The 21159-nt window shown below is 45.2% G+C and carries 13 protein-coding genes; 1 reads left to right on the top strand and 12 read right to left on the bottom strand.

Annotated elements, in window-relative coordinates:
* Positions 1 to 6: 6 nt before the first annotated feature.
* From AC5WJX_RS12570 to AC5WJX_RS12620, 11 genes are all read right to left on the bottom strand, one after another.
* Positions 7 to 1422 carry an MBL fold metallo-hydrolase gene (locus AC5WJX_RS12570; protein ID WP_494484781.1) on the bottom strand — a complete coding sequence of 472 codons (1416 nt, stop codon included), beginning with the start codon at positions 1420 to 1422 and terminating at the stop codon, positions 7 to 9.
* Between the two features lie 159 nt (positions 1423 to 1581).
* Positions 1582 to 2604: an asparaginase gene (locus tag AC5WJX_RS12575; protein WP_494484782.1), complete on the bottom strand. Its 1023-nt coding sequence runs from the start codon at positions 2602 to 2604 to the stop codon at positions 1582 to 1584.
* Between the two features lie 6 nt (positions 2605 to 2610).
* On the bottom strand, positions 2611 to 3378 hold the full coding sequence (locus AC5WJX_RS12580) for a TatD family hydrolase (protein ID WP_494484783.1): 768 nt from the start codon (positions 3376 to 3378) through the stop codon (positions 2611 to 2613).
* Between the two features lie 79 nt (positions 3379 to 3457).
* The gene (locus tag AC5WJX_RS12585; RefSeq protein ID WP_494484784.1) at positions 3458 to 5752 is read right to left on the bottom strand and encodes a GH92 family glycosyl hydrolase; all 2295 of its coding nucleotides are present in this window, start codon (positions 5750 to 5752) and stop codon (positions 3458 to 3460) included.
* Positions 5753 to 5792: 40 nt separating this feature from the next.
* Positions 5793 to 6473 (bottom strand): basic secretory protein-like protein, encoded by a 681-nt coding sequence (locus AC5WJX_RS12590; protein ID WP_494484785.1) that lies wholly within the window; start codon positions 6471 to 6473, stop codon positions 5793 to 5795.
* 54 nt (positions 6474 to 6527) lie between these two features.
* Positions 6528 to 8801: a GH92 family glycosyl hydrolase gene (locus AC5WJX_RS12595; protein WP_494484786.1), complete on the bottom strand. Its 2274-nt coding sequence runs from the start codon at positions 8799 to 8801 to the stop codon at positions 6528 to 6530.
* A 16-nt stretch (positions 8802 to 8817) separates the two neighbouring features.
* Entirely contained in the window at positions 8818 to 9690 is an 873-nt protein-coding gene (locus AC5WJX_RS12600; protein WP_494484787.1) for an ROK family protein, read from the bottom strand.
* A gap of 34 nt (positions 9691 to 9724) precedes the next feature.
* Entirely contained in the window at positions 9725 to 11143 is a 1419-nt protein-coding gene (locus AC5WJX_RS12605) for a glycoside hydrolase family 125 protein (protein ID WP_494484788.1), read from the bottom strand.
* A gap of 133 nt (positions 11144 to 11276) precedes the next feature.
* A complete protein-coding gene (locus AC5WJX_RS12610) occupies positions 11277 to 12287 on the bottom strand; it encodes a LacI family DNA-binding transcriptional regulator (protein WP_494484789.1) in 1011 nt (336 codons plus the stop codon).
* Positions 12288 to 12614: 327 nt separating this feature from the next.
* Positions 12615 to 14258, bottom strand: coding sequence for a RagB/SusD family nutrient uptake outer membrane protein (locus AC5WJX_RS12615; protein ID WP_494484790.1), 1644 nt, complete (start codon positions 14256 to 14258; stop codon positions 12615 to 12617).
* Positions 14259 to 14268: 10 nt separating this feature from the next.
* The gene (locus AC5WJX_RS12620) at positions 14269 to 17313 is read right to left on the bottom strand and encodes a SusC/RagA family TonB-linked outer membrane protein (RefSeq protein WP_494484791.1); all 3045 of its coding nucleotides are present in this window, start codon (positions 17311 to 17313) and stop codon (positions 14269 to 14271) included.
* A 432-nt stretch (positions 17314 to 17745) separates the two neighbouring features.
* Between AC5WJX_RS12620 and AC5WJX_RS12625 the strand changes: the two genes are divergently transcribed.
* Positions 17746 to 19926: a GH92 family glycosyl hydrolase gene (locus AC5WJX_RS12625; protein WP_494484792.1), complete on the top strand. Its 2181-nt coding sequence runs from the start codon at positions 17746 to 17748 to the stop codon at positions 19924 to 19926.
* A 77-nt stretch (positions 19927 to 20003) separates the two neighbouring features.
* Here AC5WJX_RS12625 and AC5WJX_RS12630 read toward each other — a convergent pair whose 3' ends face one another.
* Positions 20004 to 21158: a glycoside hydrolase family 76 protein gene (locus tag AC5WJX_RS12630; RefSeq protein WP_494484793.1), complete on the bottom strand. Its 1155-nt coding sequence runs from the start codon at positions 21156 to 21158 to the stop codon at positions 20004 to 20006.
* Position 21159 lies beyond the last annotated feature (1 nt).

A 21159-nucleotide genomic window follows, 5' to 3' on the forward strand; every position in this document is an offset into this window, starting at 1 on the left:
TCTGTATTAGCCTTTCATAGCTTTAGAGGGACAAGCAAAATCCGTGCGCGTTAAGCCGGTGTTTTTCAAAGCACCATAACCACCCGCGATATCCACAACGTTCTCCACACCTCTTGCTTTAAGAATCGAAGCTGCAATCATGGAACGGTAACCACCGGCACAATGTATATAATACTGCTGACCAGGTTTGATCTCCCCTGTCCATTCGTTGATGTAATCTAATGGCCGTGCAAGTGTCATCTCCAGATGTTCCGCCTCGTATTCTCCTGGCTTGCGTACATCCAGCACATTGATTGCCGGATCCGCGGAAGCAATGCTTTCGAACTCAGTAGCAGAAATTGAAACGATCGTATCTACATCACGACCGCTGGCTTTCCAGGCCTCCATACCACCTTCCAGGTAGCCAATGGTATTGTCGTACCCTACCCGGCTCAAACGGGTAATGGCTTCTTCTTCCTTGCCGGCTTCTGTAACCAATAAGATTGGCTGCTGCAGGTCCGTGATCAAACTGCCCACCCAGGGCGCAAATTGTCCACCAAGGCCAATATTGATCGACGAAGGAATAAATCCCTGTGCAAAGACCTGCGGGTCACGTACGTCCAAAACCAGGGCGCCAGTTTCATTCGCCATCAGCTCAAAAACTTCCGGCGCCAGCGCCTTCAGTCCTTTTTCCATCACCTGCTCAAAACGTGCATAACCCTGCTTGTTGATCGCCGCATTTTTCGCGAAATATTGTGGCGGCGGCAAGATACCGTCGGTCACCTCCCGGATAAAGCTTTCCCGATCTGCAGCTTTCAAAGCATAGTTTACCTGCTTCTGGTTGCCCAGGGTATCAAAAGTCTCCTTGCTCATGTTCTTACCGCAAGCAGAACCTGCACCATGTGCCGGATAAACCAGGACATCATCAGGCAGCACCAAAATTTTCGAATGTAAGGAATCATATAAAGTGCCTGCCATATCTGCAGCAGTAAGTTCAGCTTGTTGCGCCAGATCCGGGCGGCCCACATCACCAATAAACAGGGTATCGCCAGTGAAGATGCAGTATGGTTTACCGGCAGCATCTTTCAACAGGTACGTGGTAGATTCCGGCGTATGCCCCGGCGTATGCAATACCGTGATGCTGATCTCTCCGATATGGAACACTTCACCATCCTGGGCTACATGTGCTTTGAAGCTTGTCTCAGCCGTAGGACCATAAACAATGCTTGCATCAGCACGCAATGCGAGATCAACATGCCCCGAGACAAAGTCCGCATGAAAATGCGTTTCAAAAATATACTTGATCCTGGCATTGTCCTTTTCTGCACGCTGCAGATAAGCATCAACTTCCCGCAGCGGATCTATGATCGCAGCCTCACCATTGCTCTCAATGTAGTATGCTGCTTCTGCAAGACAACCGGTATAAATCTGTTCTATTTTCATCGACGTATTATTATTTTTAAAAGCTGATGAACAACGTCATCAGCCACATATATCCTTTTCAAATTTTCAAAAAACCAGCTTCACTAAGCCAGTTCAAGACGTTAACCGTTAGTTGCACACAAAATTATGGGTTCTTAAACAAAGCAAACATGACCTGGATCACAATGTCCGCGTAAGTTCTCCACGTAAAGACCGCTCCATTAGAATTCGAAGCTCAGCCTTATCCAGGCCTTTGCCCAGCAGGAACATCAGCTTGGTAATGGTGGCTTCAAAAGTCATATCATAACCGCTCAAAATACCCATCTGCTGCAGCTTCCTGCTGGTCTCATATTTTCCGAGTTCCACAGACCCGGCCTGGCACTGTGAGATGTCAACAATGATCTTACCCTGATCTGCCGCTTCCTGCAGGCAGTTCAAAAACCATGGGGCGGTACTCGTATTCCCCGAGCCGAAGGTCTCCAGCACAATAGCATCCAGCGAAGATGTCGTAATTGCCTCCACAGCCGCCTTGCTTATCCCAGGATACAATTTGAGCACCCCAATATTGGTATTCAATTTCTCATTCACCAGAAACTCCGCCTTGGAAGGTTTCTGTATGTAGTTGTTAAAAAACGTAAGGTTTACCCCTGCTTCGGCAAGTAATGGATAGTTCGGCGACTGAAAGGCCTCGAACTTATCGGAGTCGTACTTAATAGAACGGTTGCCACGAAATAATTGAAAGTCAAAGTAAATACAGACTTCCGGAACCCGTGCCGCGCCGTTCTTCTTTGTCGCCGCGATCTCCAATGCCGTAATCAGGTTTTCCTTCGCATCCGTGCGGATCTCCCCGATCGGTAATTGCGAGCCGGTCAACACCACAGGCTTAGAGAGGTTCTCCAGCATAAAGCTTAAAGCTGAGGCCGTGTAAGCCATGGTATCCGAGCCATGCAGGATCACAAAGCCGTCAAAAGCATCGTAGTTCTTTTTAATAATTTCCGCAATCTCCACCCATACCCTGGCGTCCATATTGGAAGAGTCCAGGATCGGATTAAAGGAATGCACTTCCAGGTCGTAATTCAACCTTGCCAGTTCCGGCACATTCTGCTGGATCTGTCCGAAGTCGAAAGGAATTAAAGTGCCACTATGCGGGTCATTAACCATCCCGATGGTACCACCGGTATAGATGATCAGGATCTTCGTCATCTGCTATTAAACGTTAAATATTTTACGCGAATTCGCCGTGGTAATCTCCGCAACTTCCTCGACAGAAAGCTGGTAGATCTCGGCTACTTTTTTCGCAATGTGGATCAGGTAACTGCTTTCATTTGGTTTCCCACGGAAAGGAACCGGTGCAAGATACGGACTGTCGGTTTCCAGCACAATATGCTCTAATGGAATATCATATAACACCAGATCCAGACCTGCTTTTTTGTAGGTCAGCACACCGCCGATCCCCAGGTAAAAACCCAGATCGATGCAGCGTCTTGCCTGTTCAACGTTACCGGTAAAACAGTGCAAAATTCCGAATAATTTTTCATCCTTATGCTGCTCCAGAACTTCGAACACTTCATCAAAAGCTTCCCTGCAATGAATCACGATTGGTAGCCCCATTTCCTTGGCCCAGCCAATCTGAATGGCGAAAGCTTCCTGCTGATACTTCAAGGTGCTTTGATCCCAATACAGGTCAATGCCGATCTCTCCAATTGCATAGATCTTCCTCGAAGGGATGCTCGCCTTAATCTCAGCCAGTACCTCAGCATAATTCTCCCCGACTTCACAAGGGTGTAAGCCCGACATCGCAAAGCAGTTTTCAGGATATCTGCTTACCAGCTCATCAATCCTGCTGATGGAGGCGACATCTACATTGGGCAGAAATAAACGATCTATGCCCTGATCGAAACAACGTTGAAGCAATGCCGCCTTCTTTACTTCATCCGTTTCATAATATAAATGGGTATGCGTATCTGTTAAAAGCATAGAACAAAGCTAACAAAAAAAGAGGGCCGCTTTTCAGGACCCTCTTTGAATCATCATAAAATGATGCAGGTATTACATGCTATTTGTGTGTTTTTTCTGTGGAGAACGAGTATGGAAAATCTGCCTCATTCGTACCTCTTTTCTTGTTCGGTGTTGCCGTCATGTCGAAGTCTAACACCGCACCTTTTTGAAGTTCCGTGTGGTTTAACCAAAGTTTAGAGTAAGGTTTACCATTAACTTTCAAAGCGTTTACATAGCGGTTTTCATCGCTGTTTTTAGGCGCATTGATCACCAAAGTTTTACCGTTTTCCAGTGTCACAGTGACCTTCTTAAATAAAGGCGCACCCAACACATATTCGTTCACTGCAGGTGTTACCGGATAGAAGCCCATGGAAGAGAACACGTACCATGCAGAAGTCTGACCATTATCCTCATCGCCGCAGTAACCATCAGGTGTTGCCGCGTACATTCTGTCCATGGTTTCTCTAACCCAATACTGTGTTTTCCATGGTGCACCACCATAGTTATACAGATAGATCATGTGCTGTATCGGCTGATTACCGTGTGCATACTGACCCATGTTTGCGATCTGCATTTCACGGATCTCATGGATCACCCCACCATAAGCACTTTCATCAAATACCGGAGGTAAAGAGAATACAGAATCCAGCTTCATTACAAACTTATCCTTGCCACCCATTAGGTTCGCAAGTCCAGCAACGTCATGGAACACCGACCAGGTATAGTGCCAGCTGTTACCTTCGGTAAAAGCACCACCCCATTTAAACGGACTGAATGGTGACTGGAAGCTGCCGTCTTTGTTTTTACCACGCATCAAACCAGAGGATGGATCAAACAGGTTCTTATAATTCATACTACGCTTTGCGTAGATGCCGATTTCACTTTCCGGTTTGCCTAAAGCACGGCCCAGGTTATAGATCGCGAAATCATCGTAGGCATATTCTAAAGTCTTCGCCGCATTTTCATGAATCCCTGCATCAAAAGGTACATAACCCAATTCGTTGTAGAACTTCACGCCATCACGGCCAACTGCTGCCATCGGACCAGTGTTGTTTGCACCTTTCTTCAGGGCCTCCCATAAAGTTTCAATGTCGTAGCCGCGTAAGCCTTTGATGTAAGCATCACTCACTACAGAAGCAGAGTTGTTACCAACCATGATGTTGGCGTATGATGGACTGCTCCATTCTGGCAACCAACCACCTTCTTTGTAATCGTTGATCAGACCTTCCTGCATCTCCTTGTTGATCGAAGGATAAACCAGGTTCAGGAATGGATATAATGCACGGAAGGTATCCCAGAAACCGGTACCTGCGAACATATATCCAGGCAGCACCTTACCATTGTATGGGCTCCAGTGAACGATCTTGTTGTTCGCATCAATCTCATAAAGCTTATTGGGGAAGAACACGGTACGGTACAAGGTAGAGTAGAAAGTACGGGTCTGATCAATGGTACCACCTTCAACATTGATTCTGCTCAAGGTTTTATTCCAGATCGCTTTAGCTTTCGCTTTCGTTGCATCGAAGTTATCATTGGCAAGCTCACGTTTTAAGCTGATGTCTGCCTGCTCAAAACTGATGAAAGAGGAAGCAATTCTGGCCACCACCTGCTCACCTTTTTTGGTGTTAAAACCAACAACGGCACCTACGTGATCGCTTTCAATTTCCAAACCATCTTTCAGGTCCTTTTTGCTCCAGGTTTTCGACAATTTGAAGTCCTTATCGAAGTAGATCACGAAGTAGTTCTTGAAATTTTCCGGCAATGGTCCTCTTGCAAACTTCTTGGTATAACCAATGATCTTTCTTTCTGAAGGAATGATCTTCACGTAAGAACCTTTGTCCAAGGCATCAATAACCACATAAGCACTGTCCGTTTTCGGGAAAGTGAAGCGGAACTGTGCGGCACGCTCCGTTGGTGTAATTTCGGTCGTTACATCGGCATCTGCCAGGTACACGCTGTAGTAATACGGCGTCGATTTTTCCGCTTTATGGCTGAACCAGCTTGCACGCTCGTCCTGGTCAAATCTTAATTTTCCGGTTACCGGCATAATGGCAAACTGACCATAGTCATTCATCCATGGCGATGGCTGGTGGGTCTGCTTAAATCCGCGGATCTTGTCCGCATCGTAGGTGTAGGTCCATCCGTCGCCCATTTTGCCAGTCTGCGGGGTCCAGAAGTTCATCCCCCATGGCAGGGCAACTGCCGGATAGGTGTTACCATTCGACAATGACGGCTTCGACATAGAGCCCATCAAGGGGTTTACATAATCCACCGGGCTGCTGATCTTACCCGTGGTTTGCGCCTGGGTAAAGGTTGCACCCAATAACAGCAGGGCTGTAAATACTTTTTTCATATTAATTGATATTAGGATTTTCATTTAGTGTAATTGTAGATCAGATCTGCGGGTTTTTAACATAGTCCGCCCATAGCGTATCCAGGTCTTTACCCGTCAGCGTCGTCCAGATCGCAGGGGTATAGCTATGGTCACGTAAACTTGCATCTACAGCTTTCACCGTGCCGGCTTTTACCTTGTTTTCGATCCAGTTGAAGAACCCTGCCGTGATACGGTAACTGTTCTGATAGTGATGCTCCGGCTTCAAGGCTGGCAAAGCCCATTTTGCACCAGCATTGTCAATACCGAACTTAAAGCGCGCATAATCTGCAATACCTTCGGTAAGCCATCCTGGACCAACGCTATTGCCATAGTCCTGCACAATGTGCATGACCTCATGGGTAACCACGTCAATGTCTTCCGGGTGTTTGTCCATCCACATGGAGCTGTAAACCACTTTACCGTTGGATGTTGCAGCAACACCGTCGTATGCCGTGTCAACTAGAAAACTCACCTTCTTCAAGGTTTTAGGATTGTACTCCTTTGCAAGTTTTGGATAAACCTCAAAGAAAGTGCTGATCAAGCGTTGTTTTAGGGCCGGACTCAAGGCAGCATAGTTGCTCTCGAACGTCAGTTCGTAACCCTTCTTTTTGATCACTTCAGGCTTTTGCTGCGCAAACAGGGAAGTGCCGACCAGCATTCCTGCTACAGCCAGGCCAATCTGTTTTGTTACTTTGTTCATTCTGATTTTTCTTTTCACCAGCATGCTGGTCATTATTATCTATTCTTTTTGGGACTATTTAATTGCAGTAAGGGAAAATGGCTTGTCTTCAGCAAGCAAACCTCTGCTGGTATTTGGCTTAGGCCCCATCTCAAAGATCAGGGTGCCTCCCTTCAGCAGGTCTTCATGGCGAATGTAATTCCGGGTATAAGGCTTACCATTCAGCATGGCAGATTGAATGTAAACATTTTCCTTGCTGTTGCCATTGGCGATGATGGTAAACTGCTTTCCGTTTTCGAGATTGATGGTGGTTTTGTTGAAAGCCGGACTGCCGAATACATACTCATCCACACCTGGGGTAACGCTGTAAAAACCCAGTGCACTCAGCACATACCAGGACGAGGTTTGTCCCTGATCTTCATCACCAGGATAACCGTTCTCGGTTGCATCATACAGCTTCGCCATCACATTGCGGGCATGGTACTGCGCCTTCCAAGGTTCGTTCGCATAATTATATAGGTAAACCATATGTTGGATCGGCTGATTGCCATGTGCATACTGCCCCATGTTCGCCATAACCATCTCCGTCATCTCATGGATCATGCCCCCGTAAGTTCCGGTTTTCACCGTATTCGGTCCACTGAATACCGAGTCGAGCTTTTTCGTAAAAGCCTGTTCACCGCCCATCAGGTTAATTAAACCTTGTGTATCCTGAAATACGGACCATTGGTAGTGCCATGCATTACCTTCTGTAAATGGCCCGCCCCACTCTACGGGATCAAAGTTCTTGGTCCAGTTGCCGTTTTCATCCCTGCCGCGCATAAAGCCGGTAGATTTATCATACACATTTCTGTAGTTGTACATGTTCCTGCTGAATACATCAGCGAAGAACTTATTTCCCGTTAATGTTGCCAGTTGATAACCGCAAAAATCATCATAAGCATACTCCAGCGTTTTCGCCGTAGACTCCCGGTATTTCGGATAAGGCACAAAGCCCAATTGGTAGTATTCCTTCCAGCCTTCGCGACCGTTTGCTGGTCCCCATGGGCCTTTGTTGTTGGCTTCATGCAGATAGGCTTTCAAGGCACGCTCCGGATCGAAGCTGCGGATACCTTTAACCCAGGCATCGGCAAACAGGCTGATCGCGTGATTACCGATCATGCTGCCCGCTTCACTCGGGAAAGACCAGGAAGGTAGCCAGCCACATTGGTCATAGGCATCAAGCATGGCATTCATGTAGCGTCCATGCATCTCGGGATGCAACAGGGCGTTCAGTGGAAACTGTGCCCGGAAGGTATCCCAAAATCCGGTATCGGTAAACATATAACCCTGATGCACTTTGCCATCATAAGGACTGAAGTAGTAGGGCTGACCTTTTTCATCCAGTTCATAGAACTTCCTGGAGAATAGACTTGCACGGAAAAAGCAGGAATAGAACGTCGCCTTGTCGGCTTCCGTACCGCCTTCAACCTGTATTTTCCCTAAAGATTCATTCCATACCGCCGCAGCTTTAGCCTGGGTTTGTTCCAGCTTTTTCGCCGCACCAAGCTCACGGGATAAGTTCAGCTCTGCCTGTTCCGGACTGATGTAAGAGGATGCGACCTTCACCTGAACGGTACTACCCGGAGCGAACTCCAGCCATGCCCCTTTACCAAGCCCTTCAGCGCTGGTGGAATCCGCATTCACGGTATTCTTGCGATTCTCCCAGGTACCGAACTTTTTGATCGGCTGGTCGAAATACATCACGAAGAAACTCTTGAATCCTGGCTTAAACCCGCGGCCGTTGTTCACGTAACCGCTGATCTTTTTTCTTTTAGCATCAATGGTGACCCCACTGATGTTGGTATAACCATCCAGTACCAGGAAACTCTTGTGCCCCTTCGGATAGCTGAACCGGAGGTGTGCACCACGCTCGGTGGGCGCCATCTCCGTACTGATCTGATTTTTGAATTTTACTTTGTAGTAATCTGGTCTTGCAACTTCATCCGCATGACTGAAAGCAAGCTCCCTTGCATCTTCAGCCACCTGAAGTTGATCAATGCCCGGCATTAAGGAGAAAACCGCGTAATCATTGCTCCAGCTGCTACACTGATGTGCCTGCTGGAAACCACGGATCTTGTCTTTGAAGTACTGGTACTTCCAGCCATCCCCGTTTTTACCGGTCTGTGGTGTCCAGGTATGCATACCAAAAGGTAAGGCTGTAGTGGGATAGGTATTACCCCGGGTGAGTTCATGTTTAGAGTTGGTACCCTGCAGGGTATTCACATAATGAACCAAACCAGCTTTCTGGGCGTAACCTGATGTGGTGATCCCTAAAAGTAAGCCAACAAATACAGACCTTAATTTCATACGCGTTTTATTAATTTCAGCTCGCCTGCACCAGTGAGGCCCAGCAACTGGCCGCTCCAATCAGCGATGCATCTTCTTTCAATTCCGCAATCTTAATTACCGCCGGTCTGGAAGCTGCATTCAGCTGTTCCAGCAGGGCCGGCATAAACAAGGGGTGTGCATTGGCGATGTTTCCGCCAAGTACGATGGCGTCTGGCTGCTCCTGCTCCATAAAAGGGAGTAAGAACTCACCTAAATGGCTACCGAACTCCGCAAAGATCTGTCGCTTGATATCCTCGTCAACTTCCATGTTCGTTAGTTCTTTAACGCCGGAAACGGTAGTTCCGCTGAGCGCTTCATAGCGACTGATGAACCAGCGCGTAGAAAGATAGTCCTCCGCAATGCCATTTTTAAATGCAGAGTCCCATAATGCTGCATCAACTGCAACACCCTCAGCACAAAAAGACGCACCCAGTCCGGTACCAAGCGTCAAGCCAATTACTTTCTGCCTGTCTTTTGCAGCACCTCCAAAAACTTCACCTTGTAAAAAGCTGGCGGCATCATTGATGAACCGGATATTTCCAGGTTCAAGGTCCAGACGCTGTGCCAGCTCGTTCTTGATATTCACCTGGTATAAATTCTGAAACTTTGGCTGATCCTTAATCAGTGAGATCCCCGCTTCGTAGTCGAAGGGGCCCGGCATGGCGATACCAATGTATGCTGTTGCGCAGTCTGACTGATTGTAAACGGCCTTGATCATTTTACACCAGGTGTTTAAGATATCTTCTGCATTTAGGTTAGCGTTTACCGCCGTTCGGGATGTAGATCCCGCTATGATACTTCTACTTTCCAGATCTACCATGGCCGCAGTAATGTGCGAGCCGCCTATATCAATGCCTAATGCAATCATATGCTATTTAAAATGTTATTATTTCTCCTTCAGTTTATGCTTTAAGTAATTCAGGCATTTCATGATAGGTTCTCCATAAAAGCTCTCCAAACAAGGTATTTGACCATGCAAACCATGCTCTGGTGAAATTATTCGGGTCGTCTTTATGGAAAGACTCATGCATAAAACCTTTTCCACCATGCGTTTTTTGCAGGGTATCTATACAATATTTGATTTCCTCTTTATTTTCTGAAGTCAATGCACGGATGCTAAGGCTCATTGGCCAGATCATGTCCTGACCAGCGTGCGGTCCACCGATACCTTCACCAGCTTTTCCGATGAAATAGTATGGGTTATCTGCCGAAAGCACAAATTTTCTGGTGTTCTGGTAGATTGGATCATTCTTGTCAACCGCACCTAAATATGGAAGTGATAGTAAGCTTGGCACGTTAGAATCATCCATCATGTAAGCCCCACCAAAGCCGTCTACTTCAAAGGCGTAGATCTTACCGTATTTCGGATGCGTAACCACCCCATGTTGCTGAATCGCTGTTTCAACTTCTTTCGCAAGTGCAAGCAATTCGGTAGACAAGGCATTGTCGTTATGAAGTGCAACCACCATTTCTGCTGCCTGTTTTAAGGAAACAACAGCGAAGAAGTTTGAAGGGATCAGGAATGGGAAGATGGTCGCATCATCACTCGGACGGAATGAAGAAACGATTAGTCCAACGGGCTTAACCGGGAAGCCATAACCACCCATTGGTAGCGTATCGGTTGGATGTGGGGTCTGACGCTGAAACTTGTACGGACCTCTGTTTTCTTTTCTTTGTTGCTCTTTAAAAGTTTTCAGGATTGCAGCAATGGATTGTTTCCATGTTGCATCAAACGGTGCTTTATCGCCGGTCTTTTTCCAGTAATGGTAGGCCAGACGGATTGGATAACAAAGCGAATCGATCTCCCATTTGCGTTCGTGTACACCAGGACGCATTTCTGTATGATCGCTCTTCCACTCACCTACTTTCTGTGGGTCACCATAAAACGCGTTCGCATAAGGATCTTTCAGGATAGACTTCGTCTGGTGGTTGATCACCCCTGCAATCAGGTTCTTTAAGGGCTTGTCTTCGTTTACGAATTGCAGGTACGGCCAAACCTGTGCCGAACTGTCGCGCAGCCACATGGCATCGATATCACCGGTAATCACGTAAGTGTCCGGGCGACCTTGTTCTTCTTTGTAATATACAGTGGTATCTAGCGTATTTGGAAAGCAGTTCTCAAATAGCCAGGTTAGTTCGGGGTTTTTAACTTTAGATTGAAAAGTTTTGATGGCTGCGTCTACAGCTTTACTTCTGAAGTGACGTTGTGAAGCTGCCACACGGACTACAGGAAACTCAGGGGCTGCTGCAAAAGATACTTTTGACGCTAACATCCCTGCACCCAGCAAGCTGGTGTTCTTAATAAAATTTCTTCTTTTCATACAGTATGCTTATAAATGGCGGTGTATTCTTGGTAAAACGTTTTAGTAAAACCAATTATAGGCAATATAATCGCTATTCACAAAAGGTCAACTATAAGTTCCTGTAAAAAAGAAGATACAAGATGAAAGGACTTTAACGCAGCACCAGTTTTACGGGAAGAATGGTCTTTTCAATGGTATTTTCAGCCTTCGCTGAAAGTTGCTCAAACACTTTTTTGATGATGCTGTCGGCAATCTCTTCTAAGGGTTGTGCGAGTGCGGAGATCTGTGGGGTGTGCAGCTTGAAGATGTCTCCATCATCGTAGGCAATCACGGAAAGGTCTTTATTAATGCGCTTGTCGGTTTGTTTGATGGCAAGCAGGCCACTGATGGCAAGATAGTTTGTTGCAAACAGGATGGCGTCGGTTTGCGGGGCTTGTTTCAGCATGTCCACCAGCAAGGTGATGGTATCTTCACGGCTGGTGCCATAAGGCACTTTGATCACCAGGGAGGCCTTCTTTTTTATGCCGGATTCAGCAACTGCAGCGTTGAATCCGGCCTCCCGCTCTTTGATCTGTTCAATATCTAAATCAACGGTGACCAACGCCAGGTTGCGCTTACCTTCGTCTATAAAATGTTTAGCTGCCCTGTAGGAGGCATCGAAGTTATCCACCCCTACATAATTCACATCAAGTTCCGGCAGGTACCTGTCGAACAGCACGACGGGTTTACCATCGTTGATGATACTTTGGATATCCTTTTCCGCACCCTGGGCAGGTGCAATGACATAGGCATCCACTTGCCTCGATTTGAAAAGGTGGATCAGCTCGCGCGTTTTACCTGCCTGGTTTTCGGTACTGGAGTAGATGATCTTATAACCTTTCTTGTAAGCTTTGTCTTCCAGTAACCGGGCAATACCCGCGAAAAAAGGGTTGGCAATATCCTCGACGATGAGCCCTATGATCTGGGAGTTCCCGGTACGCAGGCTCCTGGCGATTTGGTTGGGTTTGTAACCATCGGCCTCTACAATAGCTTCTACACGCTCAATTACGGCTTTGCTGATGTTTCGTTCTACGGCTTTCCCATTTAAAATGAAGGACACGGTAGTGATGGAAACATTTGCCTTTGCAGCAATATCTTTTATAGAGTGCGCTTTTGTGGACATATAAACAAATCTATAAAAATATTTGAAAGAATATAATCTGCGGCGATTAAGTTCGCTGCAGGAGGAACTTCTACATTTTTTGAGCGCAGCTATCGGCAGTAAAATGAGGGGCGCTGCGGGTAATAGCAGGGCAACAGCTTCGGATAGAACGCACATCAGCCCCACATGAAACGCACAGCACACGCACACCAAGCGCACACAGCTGTGTGTTTGAACTGCGTTTGATGTGTTTTAAATCAGGAGGACATGACAGCTTGTGTCGGAGGCAAATAAAAGCGGCTGTTCATTTTTACATGAACAGCCGCCATTAATGGTATTAGCTTTTGACTAGTAGCCTGGATTTTGTTTCAGGGCACTGTTTAAATCAAGTTGTCTTTGTGGAATCGGATATAAAGCCTTTGTTGGATTTGAAGGCTGGTGATCCCACCATGAAGCGGTAGTGAATTTGCCGAAGCGGATCAGGTCATCTCTCCTGAAACCTTCGAAGATGAACTCACGACCTCTTTCTGCAAGCAACTCATCCAAGGTCAGGGTTGTTGGGGTGTAAGCTACACCTGGAACAGCCCAATCTTCAGCGGTATAAGCACGTTTTTTGCAAGTGTTGATCAGATCAACAGCTTCCTGATTTGCAACGCCGCCGTTTTTACGCATGATTGCTTCTGCTTTTGCGAAATAGATCCAGGTAAGGCGATAGATGTTCCAGTCGGTGTTGTTGTAGTTCGGGTTTGGTTCCGTACCATCAAGACCTTTTTCTTGATTTCCAAGCTTGTATTTGTTGAAACGTACTCCACTGTTTTCTTCACCTTCACTCATGTTCGACACTGTTGACCCAACGGAATTGCGTTGAATATTGTCAACAAACACAAGTTGTTTATCCTTATACTCTTCGGACGCAATTACCGGAGTGCCGTCGGAAAACTTCACCATCGGTCCTTCCAGTAACCAGTTTGATTTACGAAGGTCATTACTAGCGTAGGATGTATATACACCTGGCACGACTACGATCCCATCATTACCATTTCGTCCACCCCCGTAAATTTCACGTTGTTGAAAGTGATAGAACTCACTTGGCCATGATGGCTCAAAGCGGCCAATTTTATAGTCGTAGGCTATGGAGAAAATTACTTCTTTTGATAAGTCATTCTCTGGTCTGAACTGATCGAAAATATTTGGATCTAAAGCCATAGTACCATTTTGTGCACCAGCTGCCCCACTAATTAGCTTGTCTGCTGCGGCTATACAATCGTCCCATCGAGGTGTCCCTGTCCACGCTTCTGCATTCAAATACAATTCTACAAGCATCGCGTATGCACCTGCTTGGCTCATCCGGCCTAACATCGCCCGTGAAAGTTTTGGAGCGGCATCGATATTTTCTAAGATCTCTTTCTCTATGAAAGCAAATACATCTTTGCGATCACGAGTTTCTGGATTTAGTGGAAGACCGATTTGAGTTGTTATTGGAATATTGCCCCAAAGATCCATCAGTTTTAAATAGTGAAAGGCCCTCAATAGTTTCAATTCAGCAATATAGGCCGTTTTTTCTTCTTCAGTTATACCCATTGAGGCAACGTCTCTTTTACCGATGTTTTCTATTGGATCAGTACATAAGCCCATTCCCCAATACATCAATACCCATGCACTGTTTAGTCCACCCTCATCATTGGTCCAGGTATGGTAATGTAAACGTTTCCATTTACCGCCATCTTCACCATGACGTCCTTTTGTTGGCCAGGCCAACTGGTCGCCAGAAAGCTCCGACGCTCTCCACCAACCATCTTGCCCGGATGGCGATACCCATGCATTTGCATGTGTGTATGGTCTTAGAACAGCTGAAAGAACCTCTGTTTTATTGTTATAGAAGTTGTCTGTCAACAACTCATCATAAGCATTCTCCTCCAACTGCTTTTTACAGGAAGTTGTAAAGGATAGCGTAGCCGCAAGGGCTAAATATATAAGTGATTTACTTTTCATCTTTGACACCTTAAAATCCAACATTTAATCCAACTAAAAATGAACGTGTACTTGGATAAGCACTACGGTTATCAACCCCAGGGCCTAAACCGATATCTCTCACAAAGTCTGGATCATTGCCAGAGTAACCTGTGATGGTTGCAAGGTTCTGTCCAACTACATAAATTCTTGCGGACTTCGCCCATTTGCTATTGAATTTGAAATTATAACCTAGCGTGATCTCATCTATTTTCAGGTGACTTCCTTCTTCCAGGTAGTAATCTGAATACATGTACGTATCATTGATTTGGCTATATTTCGTAAATGCGTCTTTTAGCAAGTTCTGCTTCCAGGTTTTATTACCATAAGTGAGTGCCATGGTATTTAGAATTTGATAATCGAACTTACCACGTAGGAAGATTCGCAAGTCAAATTGTTTATACTTAAAGTTGTTAGTCCATGATGCATAATACTTCGGAATGGCATTCCCAATTTTATGGAGGTCCGTTGTGCTAGGTTCCGAGCTTGAGTTTATCTGATCATTTCTTACCGCTTCGCCTTCCCTGTTGTAGAATAACCATTTCCCGTCTTCAGTGAAGCCTGCAAAACGTTTGCCCCAGAACTCACCTATTGCACCACCTTCATAGGTTGTAATTGCATCCCTTAAATCTCCAGCGCCTCCAATCGAACCAAAGGTTTTATATTTCACTTTAAACTGATCATTTGAGTAAGAATCTAAACGATTTCTCAGCGTACTAGCAGTAAAATCCATGCTCCAGCTAAAATCTCCTTTATTGATTGCTGCATAGCTTAAAGCCAACTCGATACCTTTACTTGAAATTGTACCTACGTTTGCATAAATCCGATCACGCAGATACGGTGGTTGTGGAGTTACATATTCGTCCAAAAGATCTTTCGTTGTCCTATCAAACAAATCAATCGAACCTGACAATTTATTCCCAACCAATCTAAAGTCTAGACCGATATTAAGCTCCCTTTTGGTCTCCCATTTAAGGTTTGGATTTGGGTTTCTATTTGGTCCATAAGTTTCGTAGTATGCACCATCTGGGAAAAGGTATCTTCCTCCACCACCCATGGTTACCCGTGAAGCATTATTTGCAAATCCACTGTTACCTGTTACACCATACCCTGCTCGAAATTTCAGGTAGTTAATAACCTTTGAATCCTTAAGAAAATCTTCTTCTGAGATATTCCAACCAAGTGATACGGCTGGGAAATTACCCCACTTATTGTTTGCCCCAAACCTGGACGAGCCTTCTCTTCTGAAAATAAACTGTGCAAGATATTTGTTATTTAAGGCATAGTTTACCCGACCAAAAAAGGCAACCAGTGTGTTATCATTCTTGTAGCTATCCATTCCAGCCAAGTTCTGCTTCAATGCATTACCTTCTCCAAGATTATTCTCTTCGAAAACATCATTGATGAAACCCCGGTTGTCGGCCCATGATCCTTCATTTACTTCATACCGGTAGCTATATCCAGCAACAGCATTAATGCTGTGTTTTTCATCTATAAGCTTCTGATAGGAAACAGTTGGTTCGAATGCAAACTTTTGATTCAAGTCTGTTGCCTTTCTTGCATAACCCCCGCCTCTGAAATCCGAGTTTTCCATCGAATCCTCACTTCCTTTGAACCGATATGAGCCATCATTGTTGGAGTTTCTGGTTACGGAACCAAACGCCGAAGCTTTCAGGCCTTCCAGAATTTCGAAGTCCAACTTCGCATCCGCTGAGGTTGTTTGCTGTTTGCGTCTGTTGGTTTCCATGAACAATCTCGCATACTCATTGGTACTGGTCAGATCATAATAGTAGGATCCGTCTGCATTGAAGTTGGAGAAGGTTGGATTCTTAAATGCTTCACTTTCCCATGCACCTCCACCCAACAAGTTTGCATTGTTGAAATTGCTGGCTAAGTTAATTTGTGCATTCAATCGATCGTTGATTCCTTTGGAGTTAACATTCAAACGCATCGTATATTCTTTTCGGCCGTTCTGAAGAGAAATACCCTGCAAATCCCTATAGTTTAAACTTGCGCGATAGCTGCTGTTTTCTGAACCACCAGAAAAAGAAAGATTGTGATTTTGAGATAAGTTATTATGGTTAATCAACGCATCGTAGAAATCAGTACTTTGACCTCGATCTGATACGCTCGAAGAAAGTTCACCAGAAGCTATCTTAGCTCTGAATTCATCAGCAGTAAGTACATCAGGCTTGTTATTCAAATACTCTTTTCTGAAATAAGTGGAATAGTTAATCACTGGCGGACCTGCTTTACCCTTTTTAGTGGTGATCAGAATAACGCCCGCGTTAGCTCTTGTGCCATAGATTGCTGCAGCAGAACCATCTTTCAAAACGTCAATAGATTCAATATCGTCTTGTTGTAAGAGGTCTGGATTCGCGTCAGGAATACCATCAATTACATACAAAGGACCTGAACTACCGGTAACGGTGATTGCACCCCTAAGCTGCACTTCAGGAGAACTATTAGGATTAGAACCCGAGGTTCTGGTTAGTACTAACCCGGGAACCTTTCCTTGAATAAGGTCAAGCGGATTTCTTGATCCACTTTGACGGAACTCTTCTGCACCAACATGACTTACAGCAGAGGTAACTTCTTTTTGTTTCAGCGTGCCATAACCCACTGCCACTACGTCTACTGTTTCCAGTGTTGTTGAACTAGGTTTTAAATTCACCGTGATGTTTGTCCGGTTCCCAACGGTCACTTCCTGAGCATCATAGCCGATGAAAGTAAATACTAATACAGATGTTGTAGCGGGTGCTGCAATGCTAAATCGTCCATTTGCATCTGTCGCCACAACAGTAGTAGTTCCTTTGATTTTTACACTTACCCCCGGAACTGGCTGTCCTGTTTCGTCTCGAACAACACCCTGAACCTGGATCTGCACCTGCCCAGTTTTGGTGTTGAACGTAGCACTGCGTTCGATGTTAATGTGCGCGGCAAAAACACCAGAGTGATTGAAGCCCAAACCGAGCAACACACTTCCTGCGATCATTACCGGCCCTGGTTTAATAAGTTTGATAAAACTTTTTTTCATACCGAATTAAATTTGGTTTACTTTTTTGACAACGTCTTCCCTGCTACACACAAGTTTACACTTTACATAAATCTATGTTACAACAGAGATAAAACGTTTTACTAAATTCAAAGGAGGGAATTATATCCTTGATGTACAAGATCAACCGAAGTTCAAGGCGTAACATTTTTATGACAGACAGCAGAGTAATGCTGCTTTAACATCGAATAAATGTTGGTCGCAATACCGACATATAGTAAAGCTTACTTTGGTCTGTTTTAATTAGTCGGAAAACTCCATATTTGAATGGAGGTGCTAGCTGAAATGGAAGTTAGAAGCCTTTATGCTACGGTGAAAATAGAGTATAACAAATAGCTTCCTGCTTATTAACTTATACACTAAGTCAATTGCGTATGCTAAAAACACTGCCGAATAACTAACCAAAAAATAAACATGAAGAACTATTTTCGAAAGGGCTTACTTGCAGCTACAATAATTGCAAGCGCCTCCCTCACAGGTAAAAGTCAGACTACCGCTTACACCAAGTATGTGAATACTTTTATTGGTACATATCCGCTCACCGACCCTAAGATCCTGGGCTACGAACTACCAGAAGGCTGGAGATCCTGGGCAGGCTTGACTTTCCCGGGCAGTTCACTACCTAACGCCATGGTACAGCTCAGTCCGATGACGGAGTATGGCTCTGGTGCCGGATATGAATATGAAGACAACGTGATCTATGCCTTTACGCACACCAATAAAGGCCATTGGAATCTCTGCAATATCCCCGTGCTGCCACTATCCAATCCAGGTAAGAATTTAGCTTCGTTGAATAAAGGATTTAAATTCGGCTCTACTTTTTCCCACAAAAAAGAAAGCGCTGCGCCAGGTTTCTACCAGGTTTATCTGGACGACTACAACGTTAACGTTAGCCTTACCTCCACCTTGCGGGCCGGGTATCATAAATATGAATTCAAGGACAATAACAATCGACAAATCCTTTTCGATTTAGCCAGGGCAAACAACAGGATCTCTAATTGGAGTATCGAACAAGTTGGTAACAATGTCATTAAAGGTTATCAGCAAACCGGAGAAAAGATCTTTTTCTATGCTGTCTTAAACACCAATATCAGCAAGCTGGAAAAACAAGAAGAGGGTAAACAAACCGGCTATGCACTGGTACATTTAGCAAACGGCGGTAATGGTCCGGTTGAACTGAAGATTGGCTTATCGTTCGTGAGTGCAGAAAATGCCAAGCAAAATCTGGAAGCCGAGATCGGTAATAAAAACTTCAACCAGATCGCTTCCGAAGGCACGAAAAAATGGGAGTCATTGCTGTCAACCATACAGGTAAAAGGTGGAACCGAGAAGCAGAAACAAATGCTTTATTCTTCCTTGTACCGCTCGTTTTTATGGCCGGCATTACGAAGCGATATTAATGGTGAATTTACGGATGCCAAACACAACAAAGCTAAGGCAGATTACAACTACTATACCGAACCTTCATTATGGGATACTTACCGGAATAAGGACGTGCTCCTGGGCATGATTTCTCCGAAGGTGACTTTAGATGTGATTAAGTCCATGAAAGAAGTCGGCGACAAAACTGGCTTCATACCAACATTCTTCCATGGCGACCATGGTGCTTCTTCCATCACTGGTGCTTACTTGCGTGGTATAGACAACTTTGACGTTAAAGGAACCTACGAGATCCTTTTGAAGAATGCCAATGTCCCAGGCGGAGCACGCCCGCACATCACAGAGTACATTGAGAAAGGTTTCATTTCCGACCCTGACATCAAGAATCCACATGTAGAGACCAAAGCCAGTGCTGGTGTTTCTAAGACATTAGAGTATTCTTATGATGATTATTCGCTGGCACAGCTGGCAAAGAAACTCGGTGATTCCGCGAACTACAAGATCCTTATTGCCCGTTCTAAGAACTACAAGAACATGTTTGATCCTTCTACCCGGTTTATGCGGGGCAGGTTGGCAAATGGCGATTGGATCAGCCCCTTCGACCCACAGTACCCATATTATGAATATATGTACCGTGAGGCAAATGCTTGGCAGGTATCCTTCTTTGCGCCGCATGATATGAAAGGCCTTATTGCCCTATACGGCGGGGAGAAAGGTTTTGAATCCAAGCTGGACTCCTTGTTTACCGTACCATGGAACCCAAAACATATTGCAAGAAATGTAGAAACCTTCATTGGTCAATATTGCCATGGCAATCAACCGGATCATGAAGCACCGTTCTCCTACCATTTTATCGGTAAACCAGAGAAATCGCAGAAGATCCTGGATACGATCATGAATACGCTGTACGGCATTGGAGAAGAAGGACTGGCACTCAGCGGAATGGATGATGCGGGTGAGATGTCGGCCTGGTATGTATTCAGTTCTTTGGGACTGTATCCGTTTTCAGCGACTGATCCGGAGTATATTGTCACGGCACCACTTTTTGACGAGGTAAAATGGCGCAGCAGCAACGGCAAGATGGTGACGATCAAAAAGCCCAACAAAGGTCGCGCGATCACTTCCATCAAAGTAAATGGAAAAGCAATTCAGGGGTACTTCGTACCACATGAGATCTTCCAAAAAGGAGGACAAATCGAGATCATCACGAAATAATAAAGTTGAATTAAACAGAAAGGGCGTCCAATGGACGCCCTTTCTGTTATAAAAATCTGCTGATTAAGGCAGAAGATCTATTCAAGAAGTCCCGCGTTCTTCAACTCCGCAGCAGCTTCAAGCAACATCATTCCACTCAACTGCGTGGTAAAATCCGTGCTGGCACCAGGAGCCTTGTCCCAGGCCGGGCTGATCATTAAAGCCGGACGACTAATGCCCTTGGTGTACAAAGTCTGTGCGTTAAACTTGATAAACTGAACGTACTTAGCGCGGTCCGTAGCTGACACATCCGGTTCGTTAATTAACAAAGTCAGATACCTGATGAAGACCCCTTTGAATAATCCACCATCACCTTGCCCTTCATCTTTCAGGATTCCACCTGGTGCAAGCTCAATGTCGCCGATGGCAGCATTTGCAGTCTTAATGGCATCATCCAAATAGTTGCGTTCCTTTGTCGTTTTATAGAGTTCCAAGCCTGCACCGATGAATAAACCATAGTTATAAGTGTATTTATTCTTTGCAAGTTCCCCATTTCCGTCATAGTTGATACCATCGTAGATGCGGAAAGTTCCAGGCTCTACAAGCGTGGATTTCAACCAGGCATAAAGTGATTTAGCTGTTTCAAGATCTTCCTGTTTTTGCTGCAGGCGGTATAATCTTGCTGCCAGGATAATCGCAGGTCCATTTGCCGGCGTGTTTTTGAAGTTTGGTCTGTCCTTGGTCCAGCCCATACCACCCCCCATCACATTCGAAATACCTTTCTTCATGTCGGTCCATAACACGTCGGTAGCTTCTGTGTAGGCCTGATCCTTGGTGACATCGAATGCCCTAAGGCTTGATAATGCGAGCCAGCCCATATCATCATAGAAGTTATTTGGGAAAACATTGTTGTTCTCCGCTTTTATGCCTGAAAGCAAGGCCTTCATCTGTGCCACATACTTCTGATCTTTTGTTCTGAGGTACTGATCGACCATAACATCGAGCATATGGGCATTTGGCCAATAGTGAAAAGTTGAATTCCCCTGATTATTCTGCACAAAGTAATTTGCATTCGACGACAGGAAAACTTTGTAGGTCTGCTGCTGTACAGAATCTGCAAGTGCACTATAGTTGTAATCTACCGTAATGATTTCATCTCCATACAAGGGAAATACATCCTTTTTACAGGAGACAAAGCCGATGGATCCGGCAATAACGACGGATACCATCATGATTTTTACCATCTTTTTCATA

The sequence above is a fragment of the Pedobacter sp. NEAU-ZC8 genome (assembly GCF_059278965.1).

Bases quoted from the DNA above. Each gene is read 5' to 3' on its own strand.
- AC5WJX_RS12605 (WP_494484788.1), bottom strand. From the start codon at position 11,143: ATGAAAAGAAGAAATTTTATTAAGAACACCAGCTTGCTGGGTGCAGGG.
- AC5WJX_RS12625 (WP_494484792.1), top strand. From the start codon at position 17,746: ATGAAGAACTATTTTCGAAAGGGCTTACTTGCAGCTACAATAATTGCA.
- AC5WJX_RS12620 (WP_494484791.1), bottom strand. From the start codon at position 17,313: ATGAAAAAAAGTTTTATCAAACTTATTAAACCAGGGCCGGTAATGATC.
- AC5WJX_RS12630 (WP_494484793.1), bottom strand. From the start codon at position 21,158: ATGAAAAAGATGGTAAAAATCATGATGGTATCCGTCGTTATTGCCGGA.
- AC5WJX_RS12575 (WP_494484782.1), bottom strand. From the start codon at position 2,604: ATGACGAAGATCCTGATCATCTATACCGGTGGTACCATCGGGATGGTT.
- AC5WJX_RS12615 (WP_494484790.1), bottom strand. From the start codon at position 14,258: ATGAAAAGTAAATCACTTATATATTTAGCCCTTGCGGCTACGCTATCC.
- AC5WJX_RS12610 (WP_494484789.1), bottom strand. From the start codon at position 12,287: ATGTCCACAAAAGCGCACTCTATAAAAGATATTGCTGCAAAGGCAAAT.
- AC5WJX_RS12600 (WP_494484787.1), bottom strand. From the start codon at position 9,690: ATGATTGCATTAGGCATTGATATAGGCGGCTCGCACATTACTGCGGCC.
- AC5WJX_RS12585 (WP_494484784.1), bottom strand. From the start codon at position 5,752: ATGAAAAAAGTATTTACAGCCCTGCTGTTATTGGGTGCAACCTTTACC.
- AC5WJX_RS12570 (WP_494484781.1), bottom strand. From the start codon at position 1,422: ATGAAAATAGAACAGATTTATACCGGTTGTCTTGCAGAAGCAGCATAC.
- AC5WJX_RS12590 (WP_494484785.1), bottom strand. From the start codon at position 6,473: ATGAACAAAGTAACAAAACAGATTGGCCTGGCTGTAGCAGGAATGCTG.
- AC5WJX_RS12595 (WP_494484786.1), bottom strand. From the start codon at position 8,801: ATGAAATTAAGGTCTGTATTTGTTGGCTTACTTTTAGGGATCACCACA.
- AC5WJX_RS12580 (WP_494484783.1), bottom strand. From the start codon at position 3,378: ATGCTTTTAACAGATACGCATACCCATTTATATTATGAAACGGATGAA.